This is a genomic window from Aquisphaera insulae (assembly GCF_011064615.1).
Taxonomy (GTDB): Bacteria; Planctomycetota; Planctomycetia; order Isosphaerales; family Isosphaeraceae; genus Aquisphaera; species Aquisphaera insulae.
Genome location: NZ_JAALJH010000109.1, coordinates 1 through 25,117, shown reverse-complemented (window position 1 = coordinate 25,117; position 25,117 = coordinate 1). Strand labels below are relative to the sequence as shown.

General features: G+C 66.9%; 17 protein-coding genes. 9 read left to right on the top strand and 8 right to left on the bottom strand.

Annotation, left to right across the window (positions count from 1 at the left end):
* Positions 1-59: 59 nt before the first annotated feature.
* Entirely contained in the window at positions 60-761 is a 702-nt protein-coding gene (locus tag G6O54_RS32680) for a hypothetical protein (RefSeq protein WP_165233651.1), read from the bottom strand.
* A gap of 461 nt (positions 762-1,222) precedes the next feature.
* Here G6O54_RS32680 and G6O54_RS32675 point away from each other — a divergent pair, with 461 nt between their 5' ends.
* Genes G6O54_RS32675 through G6O54_RS32665 form a run of 3 tightly spaced genes read left to right on the top strand, consistent with a single transcriptional unit; the run spans position 1,223 to position 4,721 of the window.
* Entirely contained in the window at positions 1,223-2,446 is a 1,224-nt protein-coding gene (locus G6O54_RS32675) for a Gfo/Idh/MocA family protein (protein WP_165233648.1), read from the top strand.
* A 26-nt stretch (positions 2,447-2,472) separates the two neighbouring features.
* On the top strand, positions 2,473-3,714 hold the full coding sequence (locus tag G6O54_RS32670) for a mandelate racemase/muconate lactonizing enzyme family protein (protein ID WP_165233645.1): 1,242 nt from the start codon (positions 2,473-2,475) through the stop codon (positions 3,712-3,714).
* Positions 3,715-3,749: 35 nt separating this feature from the next.
* Positions 3,750-4,721 (top strand): DUF6807 family protein, encoded by a 972-nt coding sequence (locus G6O54_RS32665; protein WP_165233642.1) that lies wholly within the window; start codon positions 3,750-3,752, stop codon positions 4,719-4,721.
* A 91-nt stretch (positions 4,722-4,812) separates the two neighbouring features.
* Here G6O54_RS32665 and G6O54_RS32660 read toward each other — a convergent pair whose 3' ends face one another.
* The 3 genes from G6O54_RS32660 to G6O54_RS32650 form a co-directional block, all read right to left on the bottom strand.
* Positions 4,813-5,025 carry a type II toxin-antitoxin system HicB family antitoxin gene (locus G6O54_RS32660; RefSeq protein ID WP_165233639.1) on the bottom strand — a complete coding sequence of 71 codons (213 nt, stop codon included), beginning with the start codon at positions 5,023-5,025 and terminating at the stop codon, positions 4,813-4,815.
* A 63-nt stretch (positions 5,026-5,088) separates the two neighbouring features.
* Positions 5,089-5,247: a hypothetical protein gene (locus G6O54_RS32655; RefSeq protein WP_165233636.1), complete on the bottom strand. Its 159-nt coding sequence runs from the start codon at positions 5,245-5,247 to the stop codon at positions 5,089-5,091.
* 52 nt (positions 5,248-5,299) lie between these two features.
* Entirely contained in the window at positions 5,300-5,701 is a 402-nt protein-coding gene (locus tag G6O54_RS32650; protein WP_165233633.1) for a type II toxin-antitoxin system VapC family toxin, read from the bottom strand.
* 716 nt (positions 5,702-6,417) lie between these two features.
* Between G6O54_RS32650 and gltB the strand changes: the two genes are divergently transcribed.
* The 5 genes from gltB to G6O54_RS32625 all read left to right on the top strand — a co-directional run bounded on the left by gltB (position 6,418) and on the right by G6O54_RS32625 (position 19,330).
* Positions 6,418-11,025, top strand: a complete 4,608-nt coding sequence (gltB, locus tag G6O54_RS32645) for a glutamate synthase large subunit (protein WP_165233630.1) — start codon at positions 6,418-6,420, stop codon at positions 11,023-11,025.
* Entirely contained in the window at positions 11,018-12,514 is a 1,497-nt protein-coding gene (locus G6O54_RS32640) for a glutamate synthase subunit beta (protein WP_165233627.1), read from the top strand. The genes gltB and G6O54_RS32640 overlap by 8 nt, the downstream gene beginning before the upstream one ends.
* Positions 12,515-12,660: 146 nt before the next feature.
* On the top strand, positions 12,661-14,187 hold the full coding sequence (locus G6O54_RS32635) for a circularly permuted type 2 ATP-grasp protein (RefSeq protein ID WP_165233624.1): 1,527 nt from the start codon (positions 12,661-12,663) through the stop codon (positions 14,185-14,187).
* Positions 14,184-15,197 carry an alpha-E domain-containing protein gene (locus G6O54_RS32630; RefSeq protein WP_165233621.1) on the top strand — a complete coding sequence of 338 codons (1,014 nt, stop codon included), beginning with the start codon at positions 14,184-14,186 and terminating at the stop codon, positions 15,195-15,197. Before G6O54_RS32635 ends, G6O54_RS32630 begins: the two co-directional genes overlap by 4 nt.
* A 647-nt stretch (positions 15,198-15,844) precedes the next feature.
* Positions 15,845-19,330: a transglutaminase family protein gene (locus G6O54_RS32625; protein ID WP_165233618.1), complete on the top strand. Its 3,486-nt coding sequence runs from the start codon at positions 15,845-15,847 to the stop codon at positions 19,328-19,330.
* 118 nt (positions 19,331-19,448) lie between these two features.
* Here the strand turns inward: G6O54_RS32625 and G6O54_RS32620 are convergent, their stop codons facing one another.
* From G6O54_RS32620 to G6O54_RS32610, 3 genes are all read right to left on the bottom strand, one after another.
* The gene (locus tag G6O54_RS32620) at positions 19,449-20,036 is read right to left on the bottom strand and encodes a Uma2 family endonuclease (RefSeq protein WP_165233615.1); all 588 of its coding nucleotides are present in this window, start codon (positions 20,034-20,036) and stop codon (positions 19,449-19,451) included.
* 287 nt (positions 20,037-20,323) lie between these two features.
* Positions 20,324-21,463 (bottom strand): hypothetical protein, encoded by a 1,140-nt coding sequence (locus G6O54_RS32615; RefSeq protein ID WP_165233612.1) that lies wholly within the window; start codon positions 21,461-21,463, stop codon positions 20,324-20,326.
* Positions 21,464-21,653: 190 nt separating this feature from the next.
* On the bottom strand, positions 21,654-23,189 hold the full coding sequence (locus G6O54_RS32610; protein WP_165233609.1) for a trypsin-like peptidase domain-containing protein: 1,536 nt from the start codon (positions 23,187-23,189) through the stop codon (positions 21,654-21,656).
* Between the two features lie 276 nt (positions 23,190-23,465).
* Here G6O54_RS32610 and G6O54_RS38980 point away from each other — a divergent pair, with 276 nt between their 5' ends.
* The gene (locus tag G6O54_RS38980; RefSeq protein ID WP_205679106.1) at positions 23,466-23,702 is read left to right on the top strand and encodes a transposase; all 237 of its coding nucleotides are present in this window, start codon (positions 23,466-23,468) and stop codon (positions 23,700-23,702) included.
* A 316-nt stretch (positions 23,703-24,018) separates the two neighbouring features.
* On the opposite strand, the gene G6O54_RS32600 is transcribed toward G6O54_RS38980, so the two are convergent.
* A partial coding sequence (locus G6O54_RS32600) for an RHS repeat-associated core domain-containing protein (protein ID WP_165233606.1) occupies positions 24,019-25,117 on the bottom strand: 1,099 nt, incomplete at its 5' end.

The window sequence follows — 25,117 nt, the reverse complement described above, 5'->3', positions numbered from 1 at the left end:
CTAGCCATTCGACCCCCGCCCTCGCAGCCCCGCGCGGGCCAGGATCCGCGTTGAGCGGCTCAGGAACGGCCGAGCGAGCGGCCGCGGAAGGCGCCGACGAGGCCGAGGCCGACGACCAGCGAAACCAGGGCGGCGGGTTCGGGAATCGCCGCGGTCAGGGCCTCGACGTTGTCGAGGTAGACGATCGAGGCCTGGCCGTCGTCAAAGCCGTTGAGCAGGAACTCGAGCGTGACGTCCTGCGGCAGCGAGAGGCCCGACAGATTGAAGAGGGTCACCTGAAGCCAGCCATCCGCGAGAGCCGTCACGCTGACGGAGGTGGTGTCGAAGTAGTCCGCCCCCCCGATGTCCTTGCTGTAGAACGCGGGGAGCAGCGGATTCGAGGGGACGGGGAACGGGTTTCCCATGGCATCATAGAGGGTCGCCTGGAAGCTGTCCGGGACGGTCCCGGGCGTGGCCGAACCGGACGAGGCGACCTTGTACTGGAACCGGAAGCCGGTCACGGCGTCGGCTGCGGTGAGGTGGATCGTCTGCTCGAGCTCGACGAAGGCTGAGGTCTGACTCTCCGTGAACACCGCGAACCCACCGCCATCGGTCGGGGGGTCGCCATAGGTCGTCTGCCAGCCGACGAACGGATTCGCGGGATCTCCCGTCGCCTGTGAAAAATCGCCGTTGACGATCACGTCCGCCCGCACGCGTCCGGCCGAGACGAGGAGCAGGGCCGACAGGACGAACGCCGGCCGGATGAAGTTGGGAAGTTTCATGCGATCCCCCGGTGACATTCCCCTCCAGCAAAGATGACGCCGGAGGAGGACTTGGAAACGCGGTCAAGAATCAAGGGACGAGTGAGATCGGGAAGGCGGGCTTGGTCGGTCGCGGGTCCACTTCCGGCACGGACAATCCCAATTCATCGTAAGCGGTCGACAATCTCTCTCGCAATCGTGTTGACAATGTTCAACGCCGGGTTCGAGCCGTCGGTCTTGCATGGGTTTGTTCTTGAGACGGGCCCGGTGACGACAAGTCCCCACCGGCCCGGCGCACGGCGGCGGACAACCCGGGATGGGCGGAAGCCGATCGCGCCGCGACTCGCCCCGCGGGGACGTCCGGCCGCCGCGATCGAAAGTGGTGACTCGGGGACGAGCAGCCCCTTGGGGGCGGACGGGCGGGCGGCTTATACTGCATCGAACAGGTTCGGAGTCACCTGCAGGACACGGGAGGCCGACCGATGAGAGAGCCGAGGCGACGCGGGGCCAGCCGGAGGCACTTTCTCAGGAGCGCCGCCGGGGCCGCGACGGTCGCGGCCGGTGCGGTCTCGTCGGCCCCGGCGAGGGGGGCGAACGAGCGGATCGGCATCGGCCTGATCGGCGCCGGGTCGCGGGCGACCTACCACCTGGAGACGATCCTGGGCGTCGCCTCGGCGCAGAACGTCCAGATCAACGCCGTCTGCGACGTCTGGCGGAAGGCGGGGGAGGCCGCCGCGGAGAAGGTGAAGAAGTCCGCCGGGAACGAGGCGAGGACCTTCACCCGGTTCGCCGAGCTGCTCGATCAGAAGGACGTGGACGCGGTCGTCATCGCCACGCCCGACTTCAGCCACGGGACGATCCTGGCCGCCGCGCTGGACGCCGGCAAGGACGTCTACATCGAGAAGCCGATGACCATCGACGTGGGCTCCGCCGCCAGGGCCGTCGCCCTCGCGAAGGAGAAAGCACGCGTCGTCCAGGTGGGCACGCAGCGGCGGAGCGACGGCCACTTCCGCGCGGGGGCGAAGGCGGTCGCGTCCGGCGAGCTCGGGGCGATCAACCGGGTCTCCGCCTCGGTCGATTTCAACGAGCCCCGCTGGCGGCGGCCGACGAGCGACCTCCTCGAGAAGGACGTGGACTGGGGCGCCTACCTGCTCCACCTGCCGAAGCGTCCCTTCGACCCGAAGATGCTGCGGATGTGGCAGCTCTACCGCGAGACCAGCAATGGCATGCCGGGGCTCTGGATGACCCACTTCGCGGACGCCCTCCACATGCTCACCGGCGCGAGCGTCCCGAGCTCCGCCGTGGCGCTCGGCGGCACCTACGTCTGGAAGGACGGCCGCGAGCACACCGACACGTTCCACGCGATCCTCGAGTATCCCCAGGGCTTCCTCTTCGACTGGGGCATGGGCCTGGGGAACGCCGCCGGCGGGCACTTCACGCTCCACGGCACCAAGGCGACGCTCGACGCCGACCGCTGGCAGGTCCGCCGCGAGCGGAGCAGCCAGGGCCCGCACCCCCTGGCGCCGGAGCCCTCGGCGTCCCACATGGACAACTGGCTGGACTGCCTGCGGACGCGGACGCCCACCAATGCCCCGATCGAGACCGGCTACCAGCACGTCGTCGCCACCGTGATGGCCGCGAAGGCGCTCGAGTCGGGCCGCCGCCAGTCCTACGACCCGGCGAAGAAGACGATCTCCGCCATCTGACCGGAGAGCCGGGAGGTCGCCCCGCGATGACCCATTCCCGCCGCGACTTCCTGAACGGGGCCCTTGCCGCGAGCGTCGGGGCGACGGCGCGGGGTGCCTCGTCGGTGCCCGAGGCCGGCCCGAGGATCGCACGCGTTGACACGTTCCCGATCGTTTATCCGACGATCGGCCGCTTCAAGTTCCTCGAGGGCCCACGCGGCGAGCCCGGCGGCCGGCCGGCTGTCCTGGTGAGGCTCACGGCCGAGGACGGCACGACGGGCTGGGGCCAGAGCGTGCCGATCCCCCGCTGGAGCTACGAGACGATCGAGGGCGTGGACTCGACGATCCGCAAGTACCTCGCCCCGCTCCTGGTCGGCCGCGATCCGCTCGATTTCGACGGCATCCACGCGGCGATGGGCAAGGCCATCGCGCCGTCCTTCTCCACGGGCCAGCCGATCTGCAAGGCGGGCATCGACCTGGCGCTCCACGACCTGGCCGGCAAGCTCCGCGGGACGCCGGCCGTCGGGGGGGACGGGTGGCGGAAGGTCGCGGGCAAGCATGGTCCCGGCAACGGGCGAGTCCTCCTGAGCTGGACGCTCAACCCGAGGTCGCTGGACGAGGTGGAGGGGCTGGTCGCGAAGGGGAAGGAACGCGGATATCAGCATTTCAACGTGAAAGTGGCCCCTGACCCGAAGGTCGACCTGGAGCTCTGCCGGATCGTCCGGCGGCTGGCCCCGGACGGCTTCCTCTGGGCGGATGCCAACGGCGGCTACGACGAGGCGACCGCCCTGGACGTGGCCCCGAAGCTGGCGGACCTGGGCGTGCCCGTGCTCGAGCAGCCGCTGCCGGCCAACCGGCTGGGGGGCTATCGGAGGCTCCGCCAGCAGAAGGCGCTGCCGATCCTGATGGACGAGGGGATCGTCTCGTCCGTGGAGCTGATCGAGTTCATCAAGCTCGGCCTCCTGGACGGCGTGGCCATGAAGCCGGCCCGCTGCGGCGGCCTGACCGAGGCGAGGCGGCAGATCGAGATCCTCCGCGACGAGGGCCTGATGGTGCTGGGGAGCGGCCTGACCGACCCGGACGTCTCGCTCGCGGCCTCGCTCCGGCTGTTCGACGCCTGCGGCCTCGAGGCCCCCGCGGCACTCAATGGCCCGCAGTTCCTGTCCGGGTCGGTGCTGAAGGCCCCGTTCGAGGTGTCGGGCGGTATGCTCCGCGTGCCCGAGGGCCCGGGGCTGGGCGTCGAGGTGGACGAGTCGAGGATCGAGCCGTTCGCGGTGAAGCTGGGGTGATCGTCATGGATCGTTCGCGCACGAGAGGAATCGTCATGCCCTTGAGGTTGAGGCTCGCCGCGGTGTTTTCACTTTGGCTCTTGCCGGCGATGGCCGGCGTCGCGACGGCCCAGGAGCCGGCGACGCGGGACACGACCTCGAACGCCTTCCGGTTCGCTCCGGTGGACGACGGGGCGCTCGGGCTCTGGGAGGGGGATCGGCCGGTCCTCGTCTACAATCATCGGGCGAAGCCGGTCGGGGGAAAGCCGGTCAATCCGGCCCGGACGGCGTACCTCCATCCGATCTACGGGCTGGATGGCGAGGTCCTCACGGACGACGGGCCGGAGGACCATCCGCACCACCGCGGCCTCTTCTGGGCCTGGCCGCACGTCACGGTGGGGGACGAGCACGTCGACATGTGGGTCCTCAAGGGGATCGAGCCCCGGTTCGGCCGCTGGCTGTTCAAGGAGGCGGGCAAGGATCGGGACGTCGCGCGGCTCGGCGTGGAGAACGGCTGGTACGTGGGGGGCCGCAAGGTCCTGGGCGAGAAGGCCGTCATCGAGGTCCATCACGCGTCGAAGGAGGGCCGGGCGATCGACCTGGACATGACGTGGACCCCCACCGACCGGCCCGTGACGCTCGGCGGTGCCGAGGGGAAGAGCTACGGCGGCCTGACCTTCCGCTACGCGCCCGGCGACAGGACGGCGATCACCGTGCCGTCCGGCCTGACGAAGGACGACCTGTACATGACCCCCCTGCCCTGGGCCGACCTGACGAGGACCTGGCTGGGCCGCCCCGAGCGATCGGGTGCCGCGGTCCTGATCCACCCGTCGCACCCCGGCTTCCCGCCCACCTGGCTGACCCGCCACTACGGCGTCCTCTGCGTCGGCTGGCCCGGCGTCAAGCCCGGGACGATCCCGCCGGGCGAGTCGATCCGCTGCCGCTATCGCATCTGGATCCACAAGGGGGATCTCGACGCCCCGGCGCTGGAGAAGGTGTTCAAGGCGTATGCGGAAACGACGAAATAGATCGAGCCTGCCTTCTCGAGCCCCCAGATGGCCAGGATCAACGGTTCGTCACGCCGCGGTGTTCGAGGTGATGCGGGACTCCCGCGTGGGGTCAGGCATTGACTTCGACGTACACCGACTCGCTCGAAGGTTCGGGTGCAGTCTCGCCCGCCTCTGCAAGACATTCGAGGTGGAATGAGATGGCCTCACGCATCAGGGCGATCGTTTCCTCCCGCCCCTCGGCGGCGGCGACACACCCATCCAGGTCTGGCGAATAGGCGGAGTATCCCGTCGACGTGGGCTCAAGGACGATCAGGTATTTCATCGCATCAGCCCTGCCTGGCGGGGAATGCTCTTGAGCCTCTTCGGAGCCAACTCAGCAGGAAACTCATTCGGGGATCTCGCGAGTGCTCGGCTTCCTTCGGGCTTCCTCAATCTCGGCGAGGATCTGGTCATCCTCGACCTCCTGGCCTTCGGTGAGGCCAGGATCCTCGACGATTTCGATCGTTCGACCGTGGACAACGCCCCGGCTTGGCTTGATGCTCATGGTGAGTCTGATCCTCCCCATTGACGACGGGTCTCTCGGCAGGCTCGAAGGTTCACGGAGCAAGCCAGTCCTCAAGGCGGAGGCCGGGGATATTTCGATAATCAGCGATGTTGTGCGTGACCATAGTCAGGTCGTGCGTGAGGGCCACTGAGGCGATAAGCAAGTCCGCCCGGCTGACCGAGATCCCCACCTTCAGGAGTTCAGCCCGGACCTTGCCGAACTGGTAGGCACAAGCCGAGTTGAAGTCGAGCAAGGTCAGGTCGGGCAGGAGTTCGTTCTCAATGCGTCGGATCGACTCCGAAGAGTCGGGCCGCTTGAAAGCCCAGGTGCAGAGCTCTCCGAGGGTGATAGAAGAGATGCACAGGCCGCCGGAATGCTGCATGAAACGGTGCATGAGCCCGGCCGGCCGCTTCAGGTGCGCCGAGCAGATGTCGGTGTCGAGGAGGAAGTTCATTCCTCAATGTCCCGACGAGTGTCTCGGCTCCGATCCCGATGGAGTTCCTCCAGGACGCGGTCATCCTCTTCGCTCCAGTCCGCCGCGAATGCGCCGGCGCAGCGACGAAGTCCCTCGCCCCATGGTTTCGGTGTTCCGGTGGATTCGCGAGAGGGGAGAGCCTCAACTCGGATCTCGACGTGTTGCCCGTCGTTGAGACCAAGATCCTCGGACAACTCGATTGTCCTACCGTGGACAACGCCTCGAGCCAGCCTGCCCGCCATGTCACACCTCCTCGAGTCTCTAGCCGGACCTCTCTCGGATTCATCCTATTCGAGGAGGACAAGGGGCCTCAAGGGTCGGCTCCGAGGTTCACATCATGCACAAGAGATCGTTCTTCAGGCGATCCTAGAACACTCGACGGCCTAGGCCATTTGTCCGGAAGAATGGCCTCCGATGGCCGGCGCAGAGTCAAGGCATCCCCTGCGTTCAGAATTGGCAAAGCGCTACTCGGGGAGGGCGTCGCGCAGCTCTCGGGAATCCACAAGTTGAGAATGAGAAAGGGGTTGTCGATCGAAATCCGACCTTGACCCATCTCAGGCACGAAACCTGCTTCCTGCTAAGGTTTCGGTCTCCCGTTCCTCCGACATCGTGCTATTCGCCGCCGGTCGACGCGCTGCCGCGTTGCTCGCAACCTGGATCAGCCTGACCTCGGGCGGCGATGTTTGGGATACTCCATGCCCCATCAGACTCCGCGCCGTCCGAGTCCTTCCCCGCCCGGCGACCGGCGGGTGGGACTCTTCGATCCGAGCTTCGAAAAGGATGCCTGCGGGGTCGGTTTCGTCGCCGACCTGAAGGGGCGAAAGAGCCGGGGGATCGTCGAGAGCGGGCTCCAGGTGCTGAAGAACCTCCAGCACCGCGGGGCCTGCGGCTGCGACCAGGATACCGGCGACGGCGCGGGGATCCTGATGCAGATGCCCGACGCCTTCTTCCGGGGCGATCCGGCCTTCGCCGGGGTCCTGCCGCCGCCCGGCGACTACGGGGTGGCCTTCGTCTTCCTGCCCCGCGGGGCCTCCCAGCGGCTGATCTGCCATCGGACGATCGAGAGCCTGGTCACGGCCCAGGGTCAGACGGTCATCGGCTGGCGGGACGTCCCGGTCGTCTCGTCGTCGATCGGCTGGCTGGCCCGGTCGCAAGAGCCCGTGATGGAGCAGCTCGTCATCGGCCGCGGCGAGGGCACCGCCGCGGGCGACGCCTTCGAGCGGGCGCTCTACGTGATCCGCCGCCGGGCCGAGAACTGGGCCCACACCGAGAGCATCGCCAACGACGCGCTCGGCTTCGCCATCGCGAGCTGCAGCGCCCGGACGATCGTCTACAAGGGGATGCTCAAGCCCGACCAGGTCGAGGCGTACTTCCCCGACCTGTCCGATCCGCGGATGGAATCCGCCCTGGCGATCGTGCACAGCCGTTACAGCACGAACACCTTCCCGCGGTGGTCGCTCGCCCAGCCGTTCCACTTCCTGGCCCACAACGGCGAGATCAACACGCTCCAGGGGAACGTCCACTGGATGAAGGCCCGCGAGTCCTCGCTCCGCAGCAAGGTCCTGGGCGACGACCTGGGGAAGACGCTGCCGATGCAGTTCGAGGGCCTGAGCGACTCCGCCGCGCTCGACCAGGTGCTCGCCCTCCTGGTCCAGTCCGGCCGGAGCCTGCCGCACGCGCTGATGATGCTGGTGCCGCAGGCCTACGAGTCCGACGGCTCGCTCGACGCTTCGCTGCGGGCCTTCTACGAGTATCACGCCGGGCTCGTGGAGCCCTGGGACGGCCCGGCGAGCCTGGTCTTCAGCGACGGCCTCCGGATCGGCGCCATGCTCGACCGCAACGGACTGCGGCCGGCCCGCTACGTGGTCACCGACGACGACCGCGTGGTCCTGGCCAGCGAGGTGGGCGTGCTGCCGGTCGCGGCCGAGAAGGTCCGCCTCAAGGGCCGGCTCCAGCCGGGCAAGATGCTCCTCCTGGACCTGGCCGCCGGCAAGATCCTCGGCGACGACGAGATCAAGGCGGCGGTCGCCGGCGCGCAGCCCTATGCGAAGTGGCTCCAATCGCACCGCAAGACGCTCGACGGCCTCCCGGCCCCCGCCGCCCCCAACGGGCAGGGCAACGGCCAGGTCGACGCGTTCGATCCGATCTCCCTGCTCGCCCGCCAGCAGGTCTTCGGCTACACGCGGGAGGACGTCGTCCGGATCCTGCTGCCGATGGGGCAGGACGGCAAGGAGCCGGTCTCGAGCATGGGGTCGGACATCCCGCTGGCGGTCCTCAGCCTCCGCAGCCAGATCCTGCCCAACTACTTCAAGCAGCTCTTCGCCCAGGTGACCAACCCGCCGATCGACCCGATCCGCGAGAAGGTCGTCATGAGCACCGAGACGCTCGTCGGCGCCCAGGCGAACCTGCTGGACGAGACGCCGGATCACGCCCGGGTGCTCCGCCTGGAGACGCCCACGCTGACCAACGCGGACATGGCCCGCCTCCGCGTGGCGCGGTCGCCGGGGTTCGTCGCCGAGACCCTGCCGACGCTCTTCGATCGCGCCCTCGGCCCGGCCGGCCTGGAGCCGTCGATCGCGACGCTCTGCGAGGCGGCGACCGGGGCCGTCGATCGCGGGGCGACGATCCTGATCCTCTCCGACCGCGGGCTCGGCGAGGGCCTGGTCCCGATCCCGCCGCTGCTGGCCGTCGCCGCCGTGCACCATCACCTGATCCGCGAGGGGAAGCGGACGCGGTGCGGGATCGTCGCCGAGACCGGCGAGGCGCGCGAGGTCCACCACGTCGCCCTCCTGATCGGCTACGGCGCGGCGGCCGTGAACCCCTACCTGGTCTTCGAGACCTACGAGGGGCTCCAGGCCGAAGGGCTCCTGCTCGACCCGCAGGGCGCGGCGCTCGACGTCGCGAAGGCGGAGGCGAACTACGTCAAGGCGGTGGACTCCGGCCTGCTGAAGATCTTCAGCAAGATGGGGATCAGCACGCTCCTCAGCTATCGCGGCGCCCAGGTCTTCGAGGCCATCGGCCTGTCCCCGGACCTGGTGGGGCGGTTCTTCCCGGGGACCACCACGCCGATCGGCGGCATCGGCCTGGAGGTGATCGCCGAGGAGTCGCTGCGGCGGACGGCCGCCGCCTACCCCGCCGAGCCGGGGCCGGAGGCGGCGGAGCTCGACCCCGGCGGCGAGATCATGTGGCGGCGCCGGGGCGAGTACCACGCGTGGAACCCGGAGACCATCCAGAAGCTCCAGCACTCGCTCCGGAAGAAGGAGTTCGCCAGCTACCGGGCCTTCGCCGACGCCTGCAACGAGGAGGACCGCCATCGCTGCACGATCCGCGGCCTCCTCGAGGTCCGCTACGGCAAGAAGCCGATCCCGCTGGAGCTGGTCGAGCCGGCCTCGGTGATCGTCCGGCGGTTCTGCACCGGCGCCATGAGCTTCGGCAGCATCAGCAAGGAGGCGCACGAGGCCCTGGCGATCGCGCTCAACCGCATGGGCGGCCGGAGCAACACGGGCGAGGGGGGCGAGGACCCGGCCCGGTTCCGCAAGGACGCCAACGGCGACTCCCGCAACAGCGCGATCAAGCAGATCGCCAGCGGGCGGTTCGGCGTGACGGCCAACTACCTGGCCAACGCGATCGAGCTCCAGATCAAGATGGCCCAGGGGGCCAAGCCCGGCGAGGGGGGCCAGCTCCCCGGCCACAAGGTGGACGCGTTCATCGCCAAGACCCGGTACAGCACGCCGGGCGTCGGCCTGATCAGCCCGCCGCCGCACCACGACATCTACTCGATCGAGGACCTCGCCCAGCTCATCTTCGACCTCAAGAACGCGAACCCGCACGCCGAGATCTCCGTCAAGCTCGTCGCCGCCGCGGGCGTGGGGACGATCGCCACCGGCGTGGCCAAGGGCTACGCGGATCGGATCCTGATCAGCGGCGACGGCGGCGGCACCGGGGCCTCGCCGCTGTCGAGCATCCGGCACGCGGGCATCCCCTGGGAGATCGGCCTGGCCGAGACCCAGCAGACGCTGATCCAGAACGGCCTCCGCGGCCGGGTCCGGATCCAGGCCGACGGCCAGATGAAGACCGGCCGCGACGTGATCGTCGCCGCCTGCCTGGGGGCCGAGGAGTACGGCTTCGCCACCGCGCCCCTGATCGCGATGGGCTGCATCATGATGCGGAAGTGCCACCTGAACACCTGCCCGGTGGGGATCGCCACCCAGGACCCGGTCCTCCGCGCCCGGTTCAACGGGACGCCCGAAGACGTGATCAATTACCTCTTCTTCGTCGCCGAGGAGGTCCGGGAGCACCTCAGCAAGATGGGCTGCCGGACGCTCGACGAGGTCATCGGCCGGACCGACTACCTGTCCGCCGCCGACCTCTCCGGCCACTGGAAGGCGAGACACCTGGACCTGCGGGCGCTCCTGGAATCCGCCCGGGTGGCCTACGGGACCCCCACCCGCCAGGTCGAGCGGCAGCCCGACGTCCTGGCCGATCAGCTCGACTGGGAGCTCGTCCGCCACTGCAAGGACGCGGTCGAGCACGCCAAGCGGGTCCAGCGGTCGCTGCCGATCTCGAACCGGAACCGGACGACCGGGACCCTGCTCAGCTTCTTCGTCACCAAGAAGCACGGCGAGCACGGCCTCCGCGAGGACACCATCGACCTGACGTTCAGCGGCAGCGCGGGGCAGAGCTTCGGCGCCTTCCTGACGCGGGGGATCACGCTCCGGGTCCGCGGCGACACGAACGACTACGCGGGCAAGGGGCTCTCCGGCGGCAAGATCGTCGTCTCCCCGCCGCCGGAGGCGGCCTACGAGGCGGAGCGGAACATGGCCGTCGGCAACGTGGCCCTCTACGGGGCGACCGGCGGCGAGGCCTACTTCCGCGGCAAGGCCGGCGAGCGGTTCGCCGTGCGGAACAGCGGGGCCAAGGCGGTCGTCGAGGGGATCGGCGATCACGGCTGCGAGTACATGACCGGCGGCGTGGTCGTCGTCCTGGGGGAGACCGGGCGGAACTTCGCCGCCGGCATGAGCGGCGGCATCGCCTTCGTGCACGACCCCCACGGCCGGTTCCGCGAGCGGTGCAACCTCGAGATGGTGGACCTCGTCCCGGTGGAGGACTACAAGGACGTGGGGATGCTCAGCAACCTGATCAATCGCCACGTCCACTACACCGGATCGACGGTCGGCGGGGCGATCGTGGACGACTTCTCGACCGCGCTGGGGACCTTCGTCAAGGTCTTCCCACGCGACTATCGCCGGGTCCTGGAGCAGAGCCGGATCGTCCAGCGGCAGTGGGAGCTGATCAATGGCTGACCCTCGCGGGTTCCTCAACATCGACCGCCAGAAGCCGACGCCGCGGCCGGTCCACCAGCGGATCAAGGACTACCTGGAGCTCTACCAGCCGATGCCCACCGAGGGCGTCCGGGCCCAGGCGTCGCGGTGCATGGACTGCGGCATCCCGTTCTGCCAGCACGGCTGCCCGCTGGGGAACCAGATCCCGGACTGGAACGACCTGGTCCATCGCGATCGCTGGCGCGAGGCCCTGGCGGCCCTGCACGACACCAACAACTTCCCCGAGTTCACCGGCAAGACGTGCCCGGCGCCGTGCGAGGCGTCGTGCGTCCTGGCGCTCGAGGGGGAGGCGGTGACGATCAAGGAGATCGAGGCCTCGATCGTCGAGCGGGGGTGGGAGAACGGCTGGATCGTGCCGAGGCCGCCGGGGCGCGAGACCGGCAAGAGCGTGGCGATCGTCGGCAGCGGGCCGGCCGGGCTGGCCGCCGCCCAGCAGCTCCGCCGGGCCGGGCACGCGGTCACCGTCTTCGAGCGCGACGACCGCGCCGGCGGGCTGCTCGCCTACGGCATCCCCGACTTCAAGATGGCCAAGGTCCAGGTCGAGCGGCGGGTCAACCAGCTCGTCGACGAGGGGATCCGGTTCGTCCTCAACGCCGAGGTCGGCACGGCGATCGACCCGAAGTCGCTCTGCGACGACCACGACGCCGTGCTCCTGACCGTCGGCGCGACGCGGCCGCGCGGGCTCGACATCGCCGGCCGCGAGCTGAAGGGGATCGAGCAGGCGATGACCTTCCTGACGCAGCAGAACCGGCGGGGCTTCGGCCTCCCGCCGGCCGGCGCGTCGATCATGGCGACGGGGAAGAACGTGATCGTCATCGGCGGCGGCGACACCGCGGCCGACTGCGTCGGCACCTGCCACCGCCAGCAGGCCCGGTCGGTCCTCCAGCTCGACTACAACCCGATGCCGCCGGAGGGGGAGAACCCGGACACGCCGTGGCCCCTCTGGCCCAAGATCCTCCGCGTCACCCCGGCGCACGAGGAGGGGGGCCGGCGCGACTGGCAGATCAAGACCAAGGCGTTCCACGGCGACGACCGGGGGAACGTGAAGGAGCTGGCGGCGGTCCGCGTCCACCAGTATTACGACGAGGCGGGGGAGCGGCAGTTCGAGGAGATCCACGGCTCGGAGCTGATCTTCCCGGCGGAGCTCGTCCTGCTGGCGATCGGCTTCTCCGGCCCGGAGGGCTCGATCCCCGGGGCGCTCGGCCTGGCGATGACCGAGCAGGGGGCGATCCGCTGCGATCGGCGGTACATGACCAGCCGCGAGGGGGTCTTCGCCGCGGGGGACTGCCGCCGCGGGCAGTCGCTGGTGGTCTGGGCCATCGCCGAGGGGCGGGAGGCGGCCCGGAACGTGGACGAGTTCCTGACCGGCCGGCCGAGCGCCCTGCGGGCGCGGGACCGGTCGCCGACCCAGGTCGCGGGGGAGGCCGCCCCGGCCGCCGCCGGCCGCTGAGCGGCGGGGCCGCGGCGCCTTGACGCTCCAGGGTTCCTACTTCATATTTCATGCCATCGCGGCCCCCGGGGCCGGGCCGGGGTGGCGGACGCCGGGCCGGCCCGGGGCCAGGCCGGCGGGCGAGAGGACCGGAAGGGGTGACGGAGATGTCCACAGGTTCGACGGCCCAGACCCAATCGCAGGGCCCGGCCCAGTCCCAGTCCCAGACGCAGGGGACGTCGGGGCCCTCGCTCTTCGAGGACTATGCCCTCCACCCGAAGGCCTGGGACGAGCTCTTCGCCGGGGCGAGCCGGTCGCACGACTTCTGCCGCGTCCTCTTCGACCGCCTGGGGGGGCTCGACGTCCGCGACTTCCTCGACAAGCGGACCTCGGCGGACCTCGCGTTCATCAACAACGGCATCACGTTCTCGGTCTACTCCGACCGCCGCGGCACCGAGAAGATCTTCCCGTTCGACCTGATCCCCCGGCCGGTCCACGGCGGGGAGTGGGACAACCTCGAGAACGGCCTGATCCAGCGGATCCGGGCCCTGAACATCTTCCTCGACGACGTCTACCACGACGGCCGGATCCTCAAGGAGGGGATCATCCCGGAGGACCTGGTCGTCCAGTCCAAGGGCTACCGGCCGGAGATGATCGGCTTCAGCCCGCCGGGCAAGCAGTACCTCCACGTGGTCGGCACCGACCTGATCCGCGACCGCGACGGGCAGTTCCTGGTGCTCGAGGACAACGGCCGGTCCCCCTCCGGGGTCAGCTACGTCCTCGAGAACCGCGTGGTCATGAAGAAGATCTTCCCGCAGCTCTTCCAGCAGTGCCGGGTCCGCCGGGTGGAGGACTACCCGCGGCGGCTCCGCGAGGCGCTCAGCTCGGTCGCGCCCGACGGCGTGGAGGAGCCGACCATCGTCCTGCTCTCGCCGGGCCAGTACAACTCGGCCTACTTCGAGCACTGCTTCCTGGCCCGCCACATGGGGGTGGAGCTCGTCTTCGGGCAGGACCTCTTCGTCCACGACGACAAGGTCTACCTGCACACGACCCGCGGGCCGCAGCGGGTGGACGTCATCTATCGCCGGATCGACGACGCGTTCCTCGACCCCAAGGCGTTCCGGCCCGACTCCATGCTGGGCGTCCCCAACCTGATGCGGGCCTACAAGGCGGGGAACGTCACCCTGGCCAACGCCGTCGGCACGGGCGTGTCCGACGACAAGGCCATCTACCCGTTCGTCGAGGACATGATCCGCTTCTACCTGTCCGAGGAGCCGATCCTGAAGAACGTCCCGACCTACATCTGCGCCCGGCCGGACGACCTGAAGTACACCCTCGATCACCTGCCGGAGCTGGTGGTCAAGGCCGTCAACGAGTCGGGCGGCTATGGCATGCTGATGGGCCCCTGGGCCACCTCCGCCCAGATCGCCGAGTTCGCGGAGAAGCTACGCGAGAACCCGCGGAACTACGTCGCCCAGCCGGTGGTCACGCTCTCCACCAGCCCGACCTGGACCGACGACGAGGGGCTGGCGCCCCGGCACGTCGACCTGCGGCCCTACATCGTCAGCGGGACGTCCACCTGGGTGCTGCCGGGGGGCCTGACCCGGACGGCCCTGGTGAAGGGGTCGCTGGTGGTGAACTCGAGCCAGGGGGGCGGCAGCAAGGACACCTGGGTGATGGAGAACGGCCGATGATCAGCCGAGTCGCCGAGCACTGCTTCTGGATGAGCCGGTATCTCGAGCGGGCCGAGAACGCCGCCCGGCTCCTGGAGGTCAACCAGACCCTCCTGCTCGACTTCGCCGTCCCGGTCGAGCAGCAGTGGCGCCCCGTCCTGATCATCAGCGGCATCCACGACCGGCCCGAGGACATGGACGGCGAGGCCGTCCAGAACTTCATGACCTGGGAGGTCGACGACAACCCCTCCAGCATCGCCTCCTCGATCGCCGCGGCCCGCGAGAACGCCCGCAACATCCGCGAGGTCATCAGCGCCGAGAGCTGGGAGCGGATGAACTTCTATTACCTCTGGATGGAGAGCCCCGGCGCACGCGCCCTCTACCACACCGATCGGACGGGCTTCTACAACCGGATCCGCCGGATCAACCAGCTCATCGCCGGGATCAACGAGGGGACGATGTCCCACGGCGAGGCCTGGGACTTCTACCGCCTGGGCCACTACCTGGAGCGGGCCAGCCAGATCGCCCGGATCCTCGACGTCAAGTACCACATCCTGCTGCCGACCCTCGAGCACGTGGGGACGCCCGTGGACAACGCCCACTGGGTGGCCATCCTCACGAGCTGCTCCGGCTACGAGCCCTACACCAAGGAGCGGTTCGACTCCGACCCCGGCGTCGCCGTCCCCGACTTCCTGATCTTCGACTCGCTCTTCCCGCGGTCGGTCCGGTTCTGCCTGAACCGCTGCCGCGCCGCCGCCTACGCGATCTCCGGCCGCCAGCCGGGGCGGCCGGGCAACGCCGTCGAGCACGCGCTGGAGGACCTCTCGAGCTGGCTCAACCTGACCAAGATCGACGACTTCATCCAGGCCGGGTTGCACGAGGCCCTGACCAGCATCATCGACCGGATCCACGGCATCGGCGACGCCATCCACCGGACCTACTTCGACCAGCGGTCCAACATGATCCCGGAGGAGTGGGCCGCCGCCGGGGCGGCCGCCGACCCGGGGGCTGTGCCTCAGTCGACGGCCTGATTGTGATTTCCAGGACATCTCACGCGGAGTGGGGAGCCCCTATCTGGCTCTCCCCCTTACCAAGTTTATCTCTACCCATATGTGCAAGAAATCCCCGGCTGAGGAGGCGGAAATGGCGGGCGGGGCGGGCCTTCCGGTCCCCTCCCCCCCGTGTGGGGGAGGGTTAGGGAGAGGGGGCTACCACACCGGCCGACCGGCCCGGCGTTGATGCCGAGCAGTCTTCGTCGGAGCGTCCCGTCTTTCATCCTCGGCATGCCCGTTCCCCCTCTCCCTAGTGCTCTGTCAACACGAAGAATTCGGGTTTCAGGACAGGCAGGAATGTCTGTCCCCCGGGTTTAAAGCCAGGTGTGTTAGAGGTTTCGGAGGACAGGCATTCCTGCCTGTCCCGTGGTCAACCCGAGAATTAAGCACTGACAAAACACTAGCCCTCCCCCACCAGGGGGGAGGGGACCGGAATGGACCGCCTCACGTGTGAGTAAAGCAGAGCTTACCAAGGGGGAGTTGGAGGGGGTGAACGGCACAGGCCGAGGCGATCGAAGAGGACCCCCCTGAATCCCCCCTTCGTAAGGGGGGAACGGAATCCAGAGACCTCCCCTCCTAAGCCCCTCCTGCCGCAGCCGTCACCGACCAAAGGACCCGAACGACTCATGGCCATCCACGTCGCGCTCCATCATCGGACGGTCTATCGCTACAACCGCCCCGTGACGCTGCTGCCGCACGTCGTCCGGCTCCGCCCGGCGCCCCACTGCCGGACGCCGATCCTGGGATACACGCTGCGGGTGGAGCCGCCGACGCACTTCCTCAACTGGCAGCAGGATCCGTACAGCAACTACCTGGCCCGGCTGGTCTTCCGCGAGCCCATGGCGGAGCTCTCGATCGTGGTGGACCTCGTCGCCGAGATGACGGTCATCAACCCGTTCGACTTCTTCATCGAGGAGTCGGCCGAGAAATTCCCCTTCACGTATGACCCGTCTCTCGCCCGCGAGCTGATCCCCTACCTGGAGACGGAGCCCGCCGGCCCGCTGCTCTCCGCCCTGGTGGAGGACCTTCGCGGCTCCGGCCTGGCGACCGTGGATTACGTCGTCGCCCTCAACCGGGCCATCCACGAGAAGATCGCCTACCTGATCCGGATGGAGCCGGGCGTGCAGACGCCCGAGCAGAGCCTGACCCTGAAGAGCGGCTCGTGCCGGGACTCGGCCTGGCTGCTGGTGCAGGTCCTCCGTCGCCTGGGCCTGGCCGCCCGCTTCGTCTCGGGCTACCTGATCCAGCTCAAGGCCGACATCCCGGCCGTCGACGGCCCGTCCGGGCCGCAGGAGGACTTCACGGACCTCCACGCCTGGACCGAGGTCTACCTCCCCGGGGCCGGCTGGGTCGGGCTGGATCCCACCTCCGGGCTGCTCGCCGGCGAGGGCCACATCCCGCTCGCCTGCACGGCGGATCCCCTCACGGCCGCCCCGGTCACGGGCTCCTACTCGTGGAGCCGGACGCCGGAGGACGACCCCCACGACACCTGCTCGGCGGAATTCTCCCACCACATGGAGGTGGCCCGCGTCCACGAGGATCCGCGGGTCACCAGGCCCTACGGCGAGGACCAGTGGGCGGCCATCGAGCGCCTCGGCCACGAGATCGACGAGTACCTGAACGCAGGCGACGTCCGCCTGACCATGGGGGGCGAGCCGACGTTCGTCTCGATCGACGACATGGACGGCGACCAGTGGAACACCGCGGCCCTCGGCGACGACAAGCGGCGGCTCGCCGGCCAGCTCCTGAAGCGGCTCAGCGACCGCTTCGCCTCCGGGGCCCTGCTCTTCCACGGCCAGGGGAAGCTCTACCCCGGCGAGCCCCTGCCGCGGTGGGCCCTCGGCTGCTTCTGGCGGGCCGACGGGGTCCCCGTCTGGCGGAATCCCGACCTCCTCGCCGACCAGGAGAAGGACTACGGCCACACCCCGGCCGACGCCGAGCGGTTCCTGAAGGCCCTGGCCGCCCGCCTCGGGGTCGACGCCGACTGCGTCCGGCCGACCTATGAGGACCACTTCTACTACCTCTGGCGCGAGCAGTCCCTGCCGGCGAACGTGGACCCGGGCGACAGCAAGCTCGACGACCCGGTGGAGCGGCACCGCCTCACCCAGGTCTTCGACCGCGGCCTCGGCGAGGTCGTCTCCTACGTCCTGCCCCTCAAGGCGGAGGAGGTGGAGGAGCATGAGGAGGGCGATGGAAATCCCGCCGGCGGCGAGGGCCCCGCGCCCGCGGCCGAGCCCGAACGGCACGTCGCGCCGGTCCCGTCCCAGCAGCCCCAGGCGGGGCCGAGGCCCGGGCGGACCGTCTGGAAGAGCGACCGCTGGGCGGTGCGGCGGGGGAACCTCTTCCTGATGCCGGGCGACTCCTCGGTCGGATATCGCCTGCCGCTGCCGTCGCTGCCCTGGGCCGCCCCGGCAGACATCGAGCCCTCGGACGAGGTCGACCCGTTCGCCCCGAGGGGTCCCCTGCCCGCCCCCGCCCGGCCGGAGGCACCCCGCAACCGCCGGCAGGACGTCTCGTCGGTCGCCCAGGCCCCGGCCCGGCCGGGCGGCCCGTCCCCGGAGGAGCTCCGCGCGGACTTCGAGGCCGGACAGAGCGTCAAGGGCGTGGTCCGCACGGTCCTCTGCGTCGAGCCCAGGGACGGCCGCCTGCACGTCTTCCTCCCCCCCCAGCGCAGGCTCGAGGACTTCCTGGAACTGATCTCCGCCATCGAGGACACCGCCGCGGAGCTCGGCATGCCGGTGATCATCGAGGGCTATCGCCCCCCCAACGACCACCGGCTGCTCCACTTCAGCGTCACCCCGGACCCGGGCGTCATCGAGGTCAACATCCACCCGTCCCGGTCGTGGGACGAGCTGGTCACCAAGACGACGATCCTCTACGAGGAGGCCCGGCTGGCCCGGCTGGGGACCGAGAAGTTCATGCTCGACGGCCGCCACACCGGCACCGGCGGCGGCAACCACGTCGTCCTGGGCGGGACGACGCCCGCCGACAGCCCGGTCCTCCGCCGCCCGGACCTGCTCCGGAGCATGGTCACCTACTGGCACAATCACCCGTCGCTCTCTTACATGTTCTCCGGCCTCTTCCTGGGCCCGCACAGCCAGGCCCCCCGGATCGACGAGGCCCGCAACGACAGCCTCTACGAGATGGAGATCGCCTTCGGCGAGATCCCCGACGAGGGGGAGGTCCCCCCCTGGCTGGTGGACCGGGTCTTCCGCCACCTCCTGGTGGACATCACCGGCAATACCCACCGCGCCGAGTTCTGCATCGACAAGCTCTTCAACCCGGACTCGTCGTCGGGCCGGCTCGGGCTGGTGGAGCTGCGCGGGTTCGAGATGCCGCCGCACGCGCGGATGTGCCTGACCCAGCTCCTCCTGATCCGCGGCCTGATCGCCATGTTCTGGAACCGGCCGGTGAAGGACCGGCTCATCCCCTGGGGGACCGAGCTCCACGACCGCTTCGTGCTGCCGCACTTCATCGACGAGGACTTCCGGGTCGTGATCGAGGACCTGCGGCGATTCGGCCTGAAGTTCGAGGCGGAGTGGTTCGCCCCCCATTACGAGTTCCGGTTCCCCCTGATCGGCTCGGTCAACCTGGGGACGATCCACCTGGAGCTCCGCACCGCGATCGAGCCGTGGCACGTGCTCGGTGAAGAGGCCAGCAGCAGCGGCACGGCGCGGTACGTGGACTCCTCGGTGGAGCGGCTCCAGGTGAAGGTCCGGGGGCTGACCGAGGGCCGGCAGGTTGTCACGTGCAACGGTCGGCGGGTCCCGCTGCATCCGACCGGGACCATCGGCGAGTACGTCGCGGGGGTCCGTTACCGGGCCTGGCAACCGCCGTCGTGCCTGCACCCGACGATCAAGGTGAACTCGCCCCTGGTGTTCGACCTGTACGACCCGTGGCTGAAGCGATCGCTGGGGGGCTGCACGTACCACGTCGTGCACCCGGGCGGCCGGTCCTACGAGACCTTCCCGGTCAACGCCAACGAGGCGGAGGCCCGCCGGCACAACCGCTTCTTCCCGTTCGGCCACACCCCCGGGGAGATGGACGTCCCGCCGGTCGAGCGGCACCCGGCCGCCCCGCTGACGCTGGATCTTCGTCGGCCGGCGCGGTGAGGCGGCCGTTCACAGGCCGGCGGGAATGTATCGCCGCCGGGGCGGTGCTGGCGTCTCGCGTGTCAATGATGTTGTGTTGTGGTTGAGGGGGGACATGGCGTGCCGATCGCGTCGAATCCTACCCCAGGATGTCGCCGACGAGGATCTCACCAACAACAGCACCATCAACCTCAACGGGGACCGAATCTCCGACCCCGTAAATCGTCCATCCGTCCGGCTGGCTCGCCGTAAAAACCTCGATGCGTTTCATTGCGAGATGAACGATCCAGCAATTCGGAATGCCGGCTTTGAGGTAACGAGGAATTTTCTCGGAGTGATCATACCAGTAGGTGGAGTCCGCCACCTCGACGACCATCACGACATCGTCGGCCGTCGGCCGCCGGTCGTCGTAGGTCGGTACGAGGGGGCCTCGGGCAACCATGACGTCCGGGCGGGGTGCCCAGCTCTGGAGGTCAAGGTTGATCTCGCGTGCCACAAACCAGCGGTCTGAGGGGAAGAGAGCGGACAGAGCACGCTCGGCGAGGATGGAACGTTTCGTGTGGGGTGGGTTGTCCGTCATCGAGATCAGCAGCCCCCCCACCAGCTCGACCCGTAGATCCTCAAAACACCCCGCATCGTTCGCCTGCCAGTACATCTCCGGCGTCCATTGGACTTGCGGCAGAATCATCTTGACGTCGGGCTTGAAATCCAGGCTCAGGGCTGGCATGTCTCCTCCTCATTTCGCCATATGGCATGACCATTTTACCGCGTTTACCCGGCAGGGCAACGCGTCGATTGACTCCAGGAGCTGCGACTCCTACGAGAATCGGCGGTCACACGGAATTGGGCCTCAGAAAGGTGCCAGTCGCCGATATCAAGATATTGCCTTTTCGGTCTGCGGCGCCTTTCCCGTTCCCCCGGTTCCTGACACTTTCCCGCCTGCGACTTCCCTTGCGTGCCTGGCTTGCGATGCGCATAGGGTAGGGGTTCACTTCTTCGTGATTCGCTCTGAGATCAGTTCTTGCCCTCCTTCTCGTGTCCGTCGTCCCGCAATTCCCCGGAGGCGGCCTTTCTCGCAGGGGCGTCCTTGCCGAGACCTTCGAGCGCTCGTTGAAGTGCCTGGGGGGCAAGGAAGGACGGCTTCCCATCTTTGCCGCGCAGGATCATCCCGGGCGACTCGACTCCGACCCGACCGAGAGCGAGGAAGGGCGCAACTTTCGGTTGCCCTTCCATGGCCAGGAACAGGCTTCCGCTGGGCCAGCTCTCCAGCCGAACGGCCCCCTGGCCCGTCGTGTCCTGGACCTGGATCGCGGATCGACCATCGGGCATGACGACGAGCGACACCTGTTCATTCTGCTTCTTGCCTCGAAGAATCGAATCCGCCCTCCCATCGGAGTGGATGGCCTGGGAGATTCTCTGCATTCCGTTCGCATCCCTGAGCAGGAGGCCGCTCGATCCGTCGGGATAAGCATTCAGTGATAGGCCAGCTTTCTGACGAGCTCCTCGAATCGAGAACTGAGACACGTCATCAGGACGCACTGACATCTGGATCTGTCCGCTCTGGTCCGGATTCTGGAGGTCCAGGCCCGCGCGACCGTCCTCGAAGAGTCCGAGCGTCAACCGTTGACGGCCCGCGTCCGCGAAGGCGACGGCGGTCGAGGTCCCCTTCGCATCCTGACCCACGACTAGACTCGGTTCATCGCCCCGAACACGGGGCGGAAAGACCACCAGGGCCGGACGTCCATCCTCGAATTCCCCGACGACCAGGCGATCGGAGTCATTCTGATCGCGGATCGCGATCGTGACGCTTTTCTCCGAACAGGTGAGGGTGAGTCGCGGTCTCCCCTGTGGATCAGAGAGTTTGAGCCGAGCCTTGCCCTCCGCATCGACCAGGAATTGGCCGCGAGTTTGCCCGTCCGGCCCCTTGAGGACAAAGGACTCGGCCTCGATCACCCTGGGCGATCGGGTCGAATCGCCGCGCCCGAACACCTGCACGGAGAGGATGAGAACCAGCGTCCATGCCAGGAGGTGCTTGCCACTCAGGGCATTTCCTGGCCGACGAAACGCACGCGGGAGGTCCTTGACACTCATCGGTTCACTCCATCGATGACCACAAAGAGGCAGAATCAGCGGCCACGCGGAATCGGCGGCCATGGGAATCGGCGGCCACGGAGGGAATCGGCGGCCACGCGCCTAAGCCAGGAAACCTGGGGCAAATCGGCCTTATCGCCAAATCGGCCTAATGGTCTCCTGGTGTCCTCCGGCTATCGATTTTTCCCATTTTACCCCTCTTGAGTGCCTGGGCACCGACCTTGCACGGCCCCGGCGAAAACTGCATGGCGGACTACGGGCTCCCCCTCGCCTTGAGCTTTCCGATGAGTTTGAGGCGGTCGCGTTTCCAGCGACCTTCGTGGGGATCAAGAGCGATGGCTCTATCGAAATCGGATAGTGCCGTTTCAAGTTCGCCTAATGCGATGCGACAATGCCCTCGGCAGTTCAGTAATGTGGCCAGGAACCAGACGTCTTCCGGGCGTGTCGCGTCTTTGTCAATCATTGCGGTTAGATAGTCGCAGTTCTTTTGCAATATCTCTTGACTATGTATGGCTTGAGCTCTGTAGAGATTTGCATAGGCCAGGAGCAAGCAAGGGTACAAACTTCTTGGATCGACGGTGTCTACACATTCGCTGAAATCCAGAGCGGCCCAATCCGCGTATCTGTACCGTTCCCCTTCGGATAGCAGGTTCCACTGCGCGGAGCAGAATGCGAGGTACGCTTGCCCCCGCAATCGAATTGCGACATCCCAGCCGGAAAACCGATCGCCTGCCAGGATAGGATTGAGAAGTTCCACGGCTTCCCGTGAATTCCGGGCTCGAATGAGCGAATCCGCACTTTTCATGGCCTGTGCAATTTTCTCAAGCCTGTTTACGTCGGGGAGGCATGTGACCGATTTTCGTAAGTCTGAACTTCGAGGGCCAGGAGTATCGGCTAATCCGTAGGCGTCAAGAACTTCCTGGATCGCGTCTGCTCGAACGCCTTCGCCGAGCTTTATGGACGGTGGTCCTACACGAGAAAAGACGGCAATAACAGTCCCGTCCTGCAAGAAAATTGGAGAACCACTCGATCCAGGTTGACCTCGATCAGAAATATATAGAAACTTAGTGTCAATATCCGGCACTAAGGGACATGGAGGAACTGGGTGCGAGCTCTTCCAGAACCCGGCAAGTGTCGCAACGCTGAGACGGGCGCCAGGAGGTCGCTCGGGCCAGCGCGATGTGTCAGCGCCTACGATTCCATACCCGAGGAAAGCCGCCGGTTCGTTGACGAGTCTTTCCAACCGATCCTGAGCACAGATCGGCAAGCCGGGGGGAAGGGCAACACCGTCGTCGCGAACGTGCAGGACGGCGAGATCAGCTGTTGGAAATTCAACAGGACCTAATCGACGATCGGGGCATGGCGTTGTTAGAAGGTTATTCGCCTTCCTCCGCACCAACGGATGACACCATGCATGGTCAACATGGTGCCTTGTCTTCGTCCCATCCGGAATGACTCGCAAATTCTTGACATCCGTAATATGATCGAGAACGTGAGCCGCGGTGGCGAGTAGTCGCCGTTCCGGTGACACGACAAACGCTGTGGCGAATACGTATTGACCATTTTCATCAGCGGATCCGCTATCGTAGAGTAGGCAAATCGACGGTGACATGCGTTGAGCGATGTCGCCCCACTTCGTAGTGGGTGCACCCATTAAATCATCGACGTCATCACCGTGGCATGTTGGCTCCATTGCAAACGAGCAGATGGGTCCGGCTGATTCTCCGGATTCTATGTGAGATGGTGAAAATAGCGTGACAATGAAGAACAGGCCGGATAGAGCTTTCATAATCCTACGCTCTCGAAGCATTTAACGTCCCCGTCTTGGGATCTAAAGCCCTCGCCAGTAGGCGACTACTTGTAGTACGGTGGGGAAATGGAGCACTTCCGACAGACCGCCTTTACGCGTTCTTGACCTTAGGTATCACTTCGTCGGGATCACGAAGTATCGCATGAAGTTGCCTTCACAAGGACTAGGGCTTCCGCCCGCGGCAGCTTGTGCGAAACATCCGCTCGGAGATGGAGGTCGTGATCATCAAGGGGCTTGAAGGCCGGAACAAAGTGCGTGTGTTCGCCTCATGTATCGCCGAGCTATCCCAAACAGCGGTTCTATGGGAAGTCTTCGGGGAAACTGCTCCAGGAGTTCAGCCTTTTTAAGAAGCAGTGCTGGGGCCGGCACCTGCGGGCGAGGGGGGTTTTCGTGGCGAGTTCGGGAGTCGTGACAGACGAGGCGACCATGGAATACATCCGGACGCACGAGGCTTCGAAGCATGATGAGGACTTCCGAATCGACGGCGAATGACGAGTGCCAAGTTCAGTCGAGTTTGCAGTTGACTGACGAACCCACCGGCTTCCAGCCGGTGATGGTTTAGTTCCCTTGGCTCCCGCGAATTTTCGTTACAGCATGCTGGACTTTGAAGCGACGGCTTCTTCTGAATCCCTAAAGTCCCGGCCGTGCGGCTTTTTCGACTCGCCAGCCCTCTCTGGAATGCGGCAAAAACCATCAATGACACTTTTCGGTTTGCTTCTGATGATCGAAACCGCTTCCAAATCGGGTAAAGTGACCTGTTTTCCTAGCCCTCCCGAAACTTCTCTTCTCTCTACCCGGAAAGGGTCATCTACGGATTCCCGCCCATCCACTCCCAGTAGATGTCCGGACGCATCTTTCTCAGCTTGAGGCGAGCCTTGAATGGATCTTCCTCCCCAACTGCACCCGGGCCTCCGGCTGGATTCTGACCTGCTCCGCCGCCGCCATTTTGCCCCCCGCCTCCCCCTCCACCGCCTCCTCGTTGACCTCCTACTCTACCTCCACCTCCCGGAAGAACCGGCTGAGGAAGGGCAACGGGCTCTCTCAATTTCTTGTAGTAAGGAATTCCAGGCTCAAGGCCGCCGCGCCCCTGTCCTGGCCTAACCGTTGACACAGGCACATCGCCAACCCTGTCTCCGTAGATCTCTATCTTTGGATACCAGTAGGGTGGGACCGGTCGTGGTTCGCCGGATTTGGGCTTGTCTTCGCCCTCGGGCGGCTCTCCGAACAGACCCGACGGATCGACGAAACCGGATGGGCTATTCCGGACGTAGCGATAGACGTTCAAGTCTCCGGCGGAAAGGTCCATGGGATCTCTATTTAAGAAGCCACCACTGTTCGAATCGTAATATCGAGCTCTGTAGTAATATAGTCCCGTTGCCGCATCATACTCCCTACCTGTGAATTTGAACCGATCCCCATTGGCCACCGACGAATCCGTCGGCGTGCCGAACGTCGAATAGGTGATGTTGTCCACGACGGTAGGATACGTCCCGCTCGTGCTCACGTCATCGGTGATCGATCCCAGCTTGTCCGCCATGTACCAGGTCACGGCCGCGTTGGCGTCGGTGCGGGCCAGGATCTCATCGACGGCGGGGCCGTAGAGGTAACGGGTCTTGAGCGTCGAGCCGGTGAAGTCGGCGTAGGGGTTTGCGACAGTCCCGGCGCCGACGTACTGGGTGTACAGCGTCGTGCCGCCGTTGGTCGTCACGGCGATCCGACGATCGAGGGCGTCGTAGGCGTACGTCACCGAGTTCAGCGTCGTGCCGGCGGGGTTCTTCTGGACGGCCGAGGTCAGCCGGTTGTGGTAGTCGTAGGCGTAGGTCCAGTAGTTGCCCGTGGCGGTGTCGGTCTTCCGGATCGTGTTGCCGGCATTGTCGTACAGGTAGGTCGTGCCGGGCGACGCCGTG

Excerpts from the sequence above, each read along its gene's own strand:
- G6O54_RS32680 (WP_165233651.1), bottom strand. The coding sequence starts at position 761 with ATGAAACTTCCCAACTTCATCCGGCCGGCGTTCGTCCTGTCGGCCCTG.
- G6O54_RS32675 (WP_165233648.1), top strand. The coding sequence starts at position 1,223 with ATGAGAGAGCCGAGGCGACGCGGGGCCAGCCGGAGGCACTTTCTCAGG.
- G6O54_RS32670 (WP_165233645.1), top strand. The coding sequence starts at position 2,473 with ATGACCCATTCCCGCCGCGACTTCCTGAACGGGGCCCTTGCCGCGAGC.
- G6O54_RS32665 (WP_165233642.1), top strand. The coding sequence starts at position 3,750 with ATGCCCTTGAGGTTGAGGCTCGCCGCGGTGTTTTCACTTTGGCTCTTG.
- G6O54_RS32660 (WP_165233639.1), bottom strand. The coding sequence starts at position 5,025 with ATGAAATACCTGATCGTCCTTGAGCCCACGTCGACGGGATACTCCGCC.
- G6O54_RS32655 (WP_165233636.1), bottom strand. The coding sequence starts at position 5,247 with ATGAGCATCAAGCCAAGCCGGGGCGTTGTCCACGGTCGAACGATCGAA.
- G6O54_RS32650 (WP_165233633.1), bottom strand. The coding sequence starts at position 5,701 with ATGAACTTCCTCCTCGACACCGACATCTGCTCGGCGCACCTGAAGCGG.
- gltB (WP_165233630.1), top strand. The coding sequence starts at position 6,418 with ATGCCCCATCAGACTCCGCGCCGTCCGAGTCCTTCCCCGCCCGGCGAC.
- G6O54_RS32640 (WP_165233627.1), top strand. The coding sequence starts at position 11,018 with ATGGCTGACCCTCGCGGGTTCCTCAACATCGACCGCCAGAAGCCGACG.
- G6O54_RS32635 (WP_165233624.1), top strand. The coding sequence starts at position 12,661 with ATGTCCACAGGTTCGACGGCCCAGACCCAATCGCAGGGCCCGGCCCAG.
- G6O54_RS32630 (WP_165233621.1), top strand. The coding sequence starts at position 14,184 with ATGATCAGCCGAGTCGCCGAGCACTGCTTCTGGATGAGCCGGTATCTC.
- G6O54_RS32625 (WP_165233618.1), top strand. The coding sequence starts at position 15,845 with ATGGCCATCCACGTCGCGCTCCATCATCGGACGGTCTATCGCTACAAC.
- G6O54_RS32620 (WP_165233615.1), bottom strand. The coding sequence starts at position 20,036 with ATGCCAGCCCTGAGCCTGGATTTCAAGCCCGACGTCAAGATGATTCTG.
- G6O54_RS32615 (WP_165233612.1), bottom strand. The coding sequence starts at position 21,463 with ATGGCCGCCGATTCCGCGTGGCCGCTGATTCTGCCTCTTTGTGGTCAT.
- G6O54_RS32610 (WP_165233609.1), bottom strand. The coding sequence starts at position 23,189 with ATGAAAGCTCTATCCGGCCTGTTCTTCATTGTCACGCTATTTTCACCA.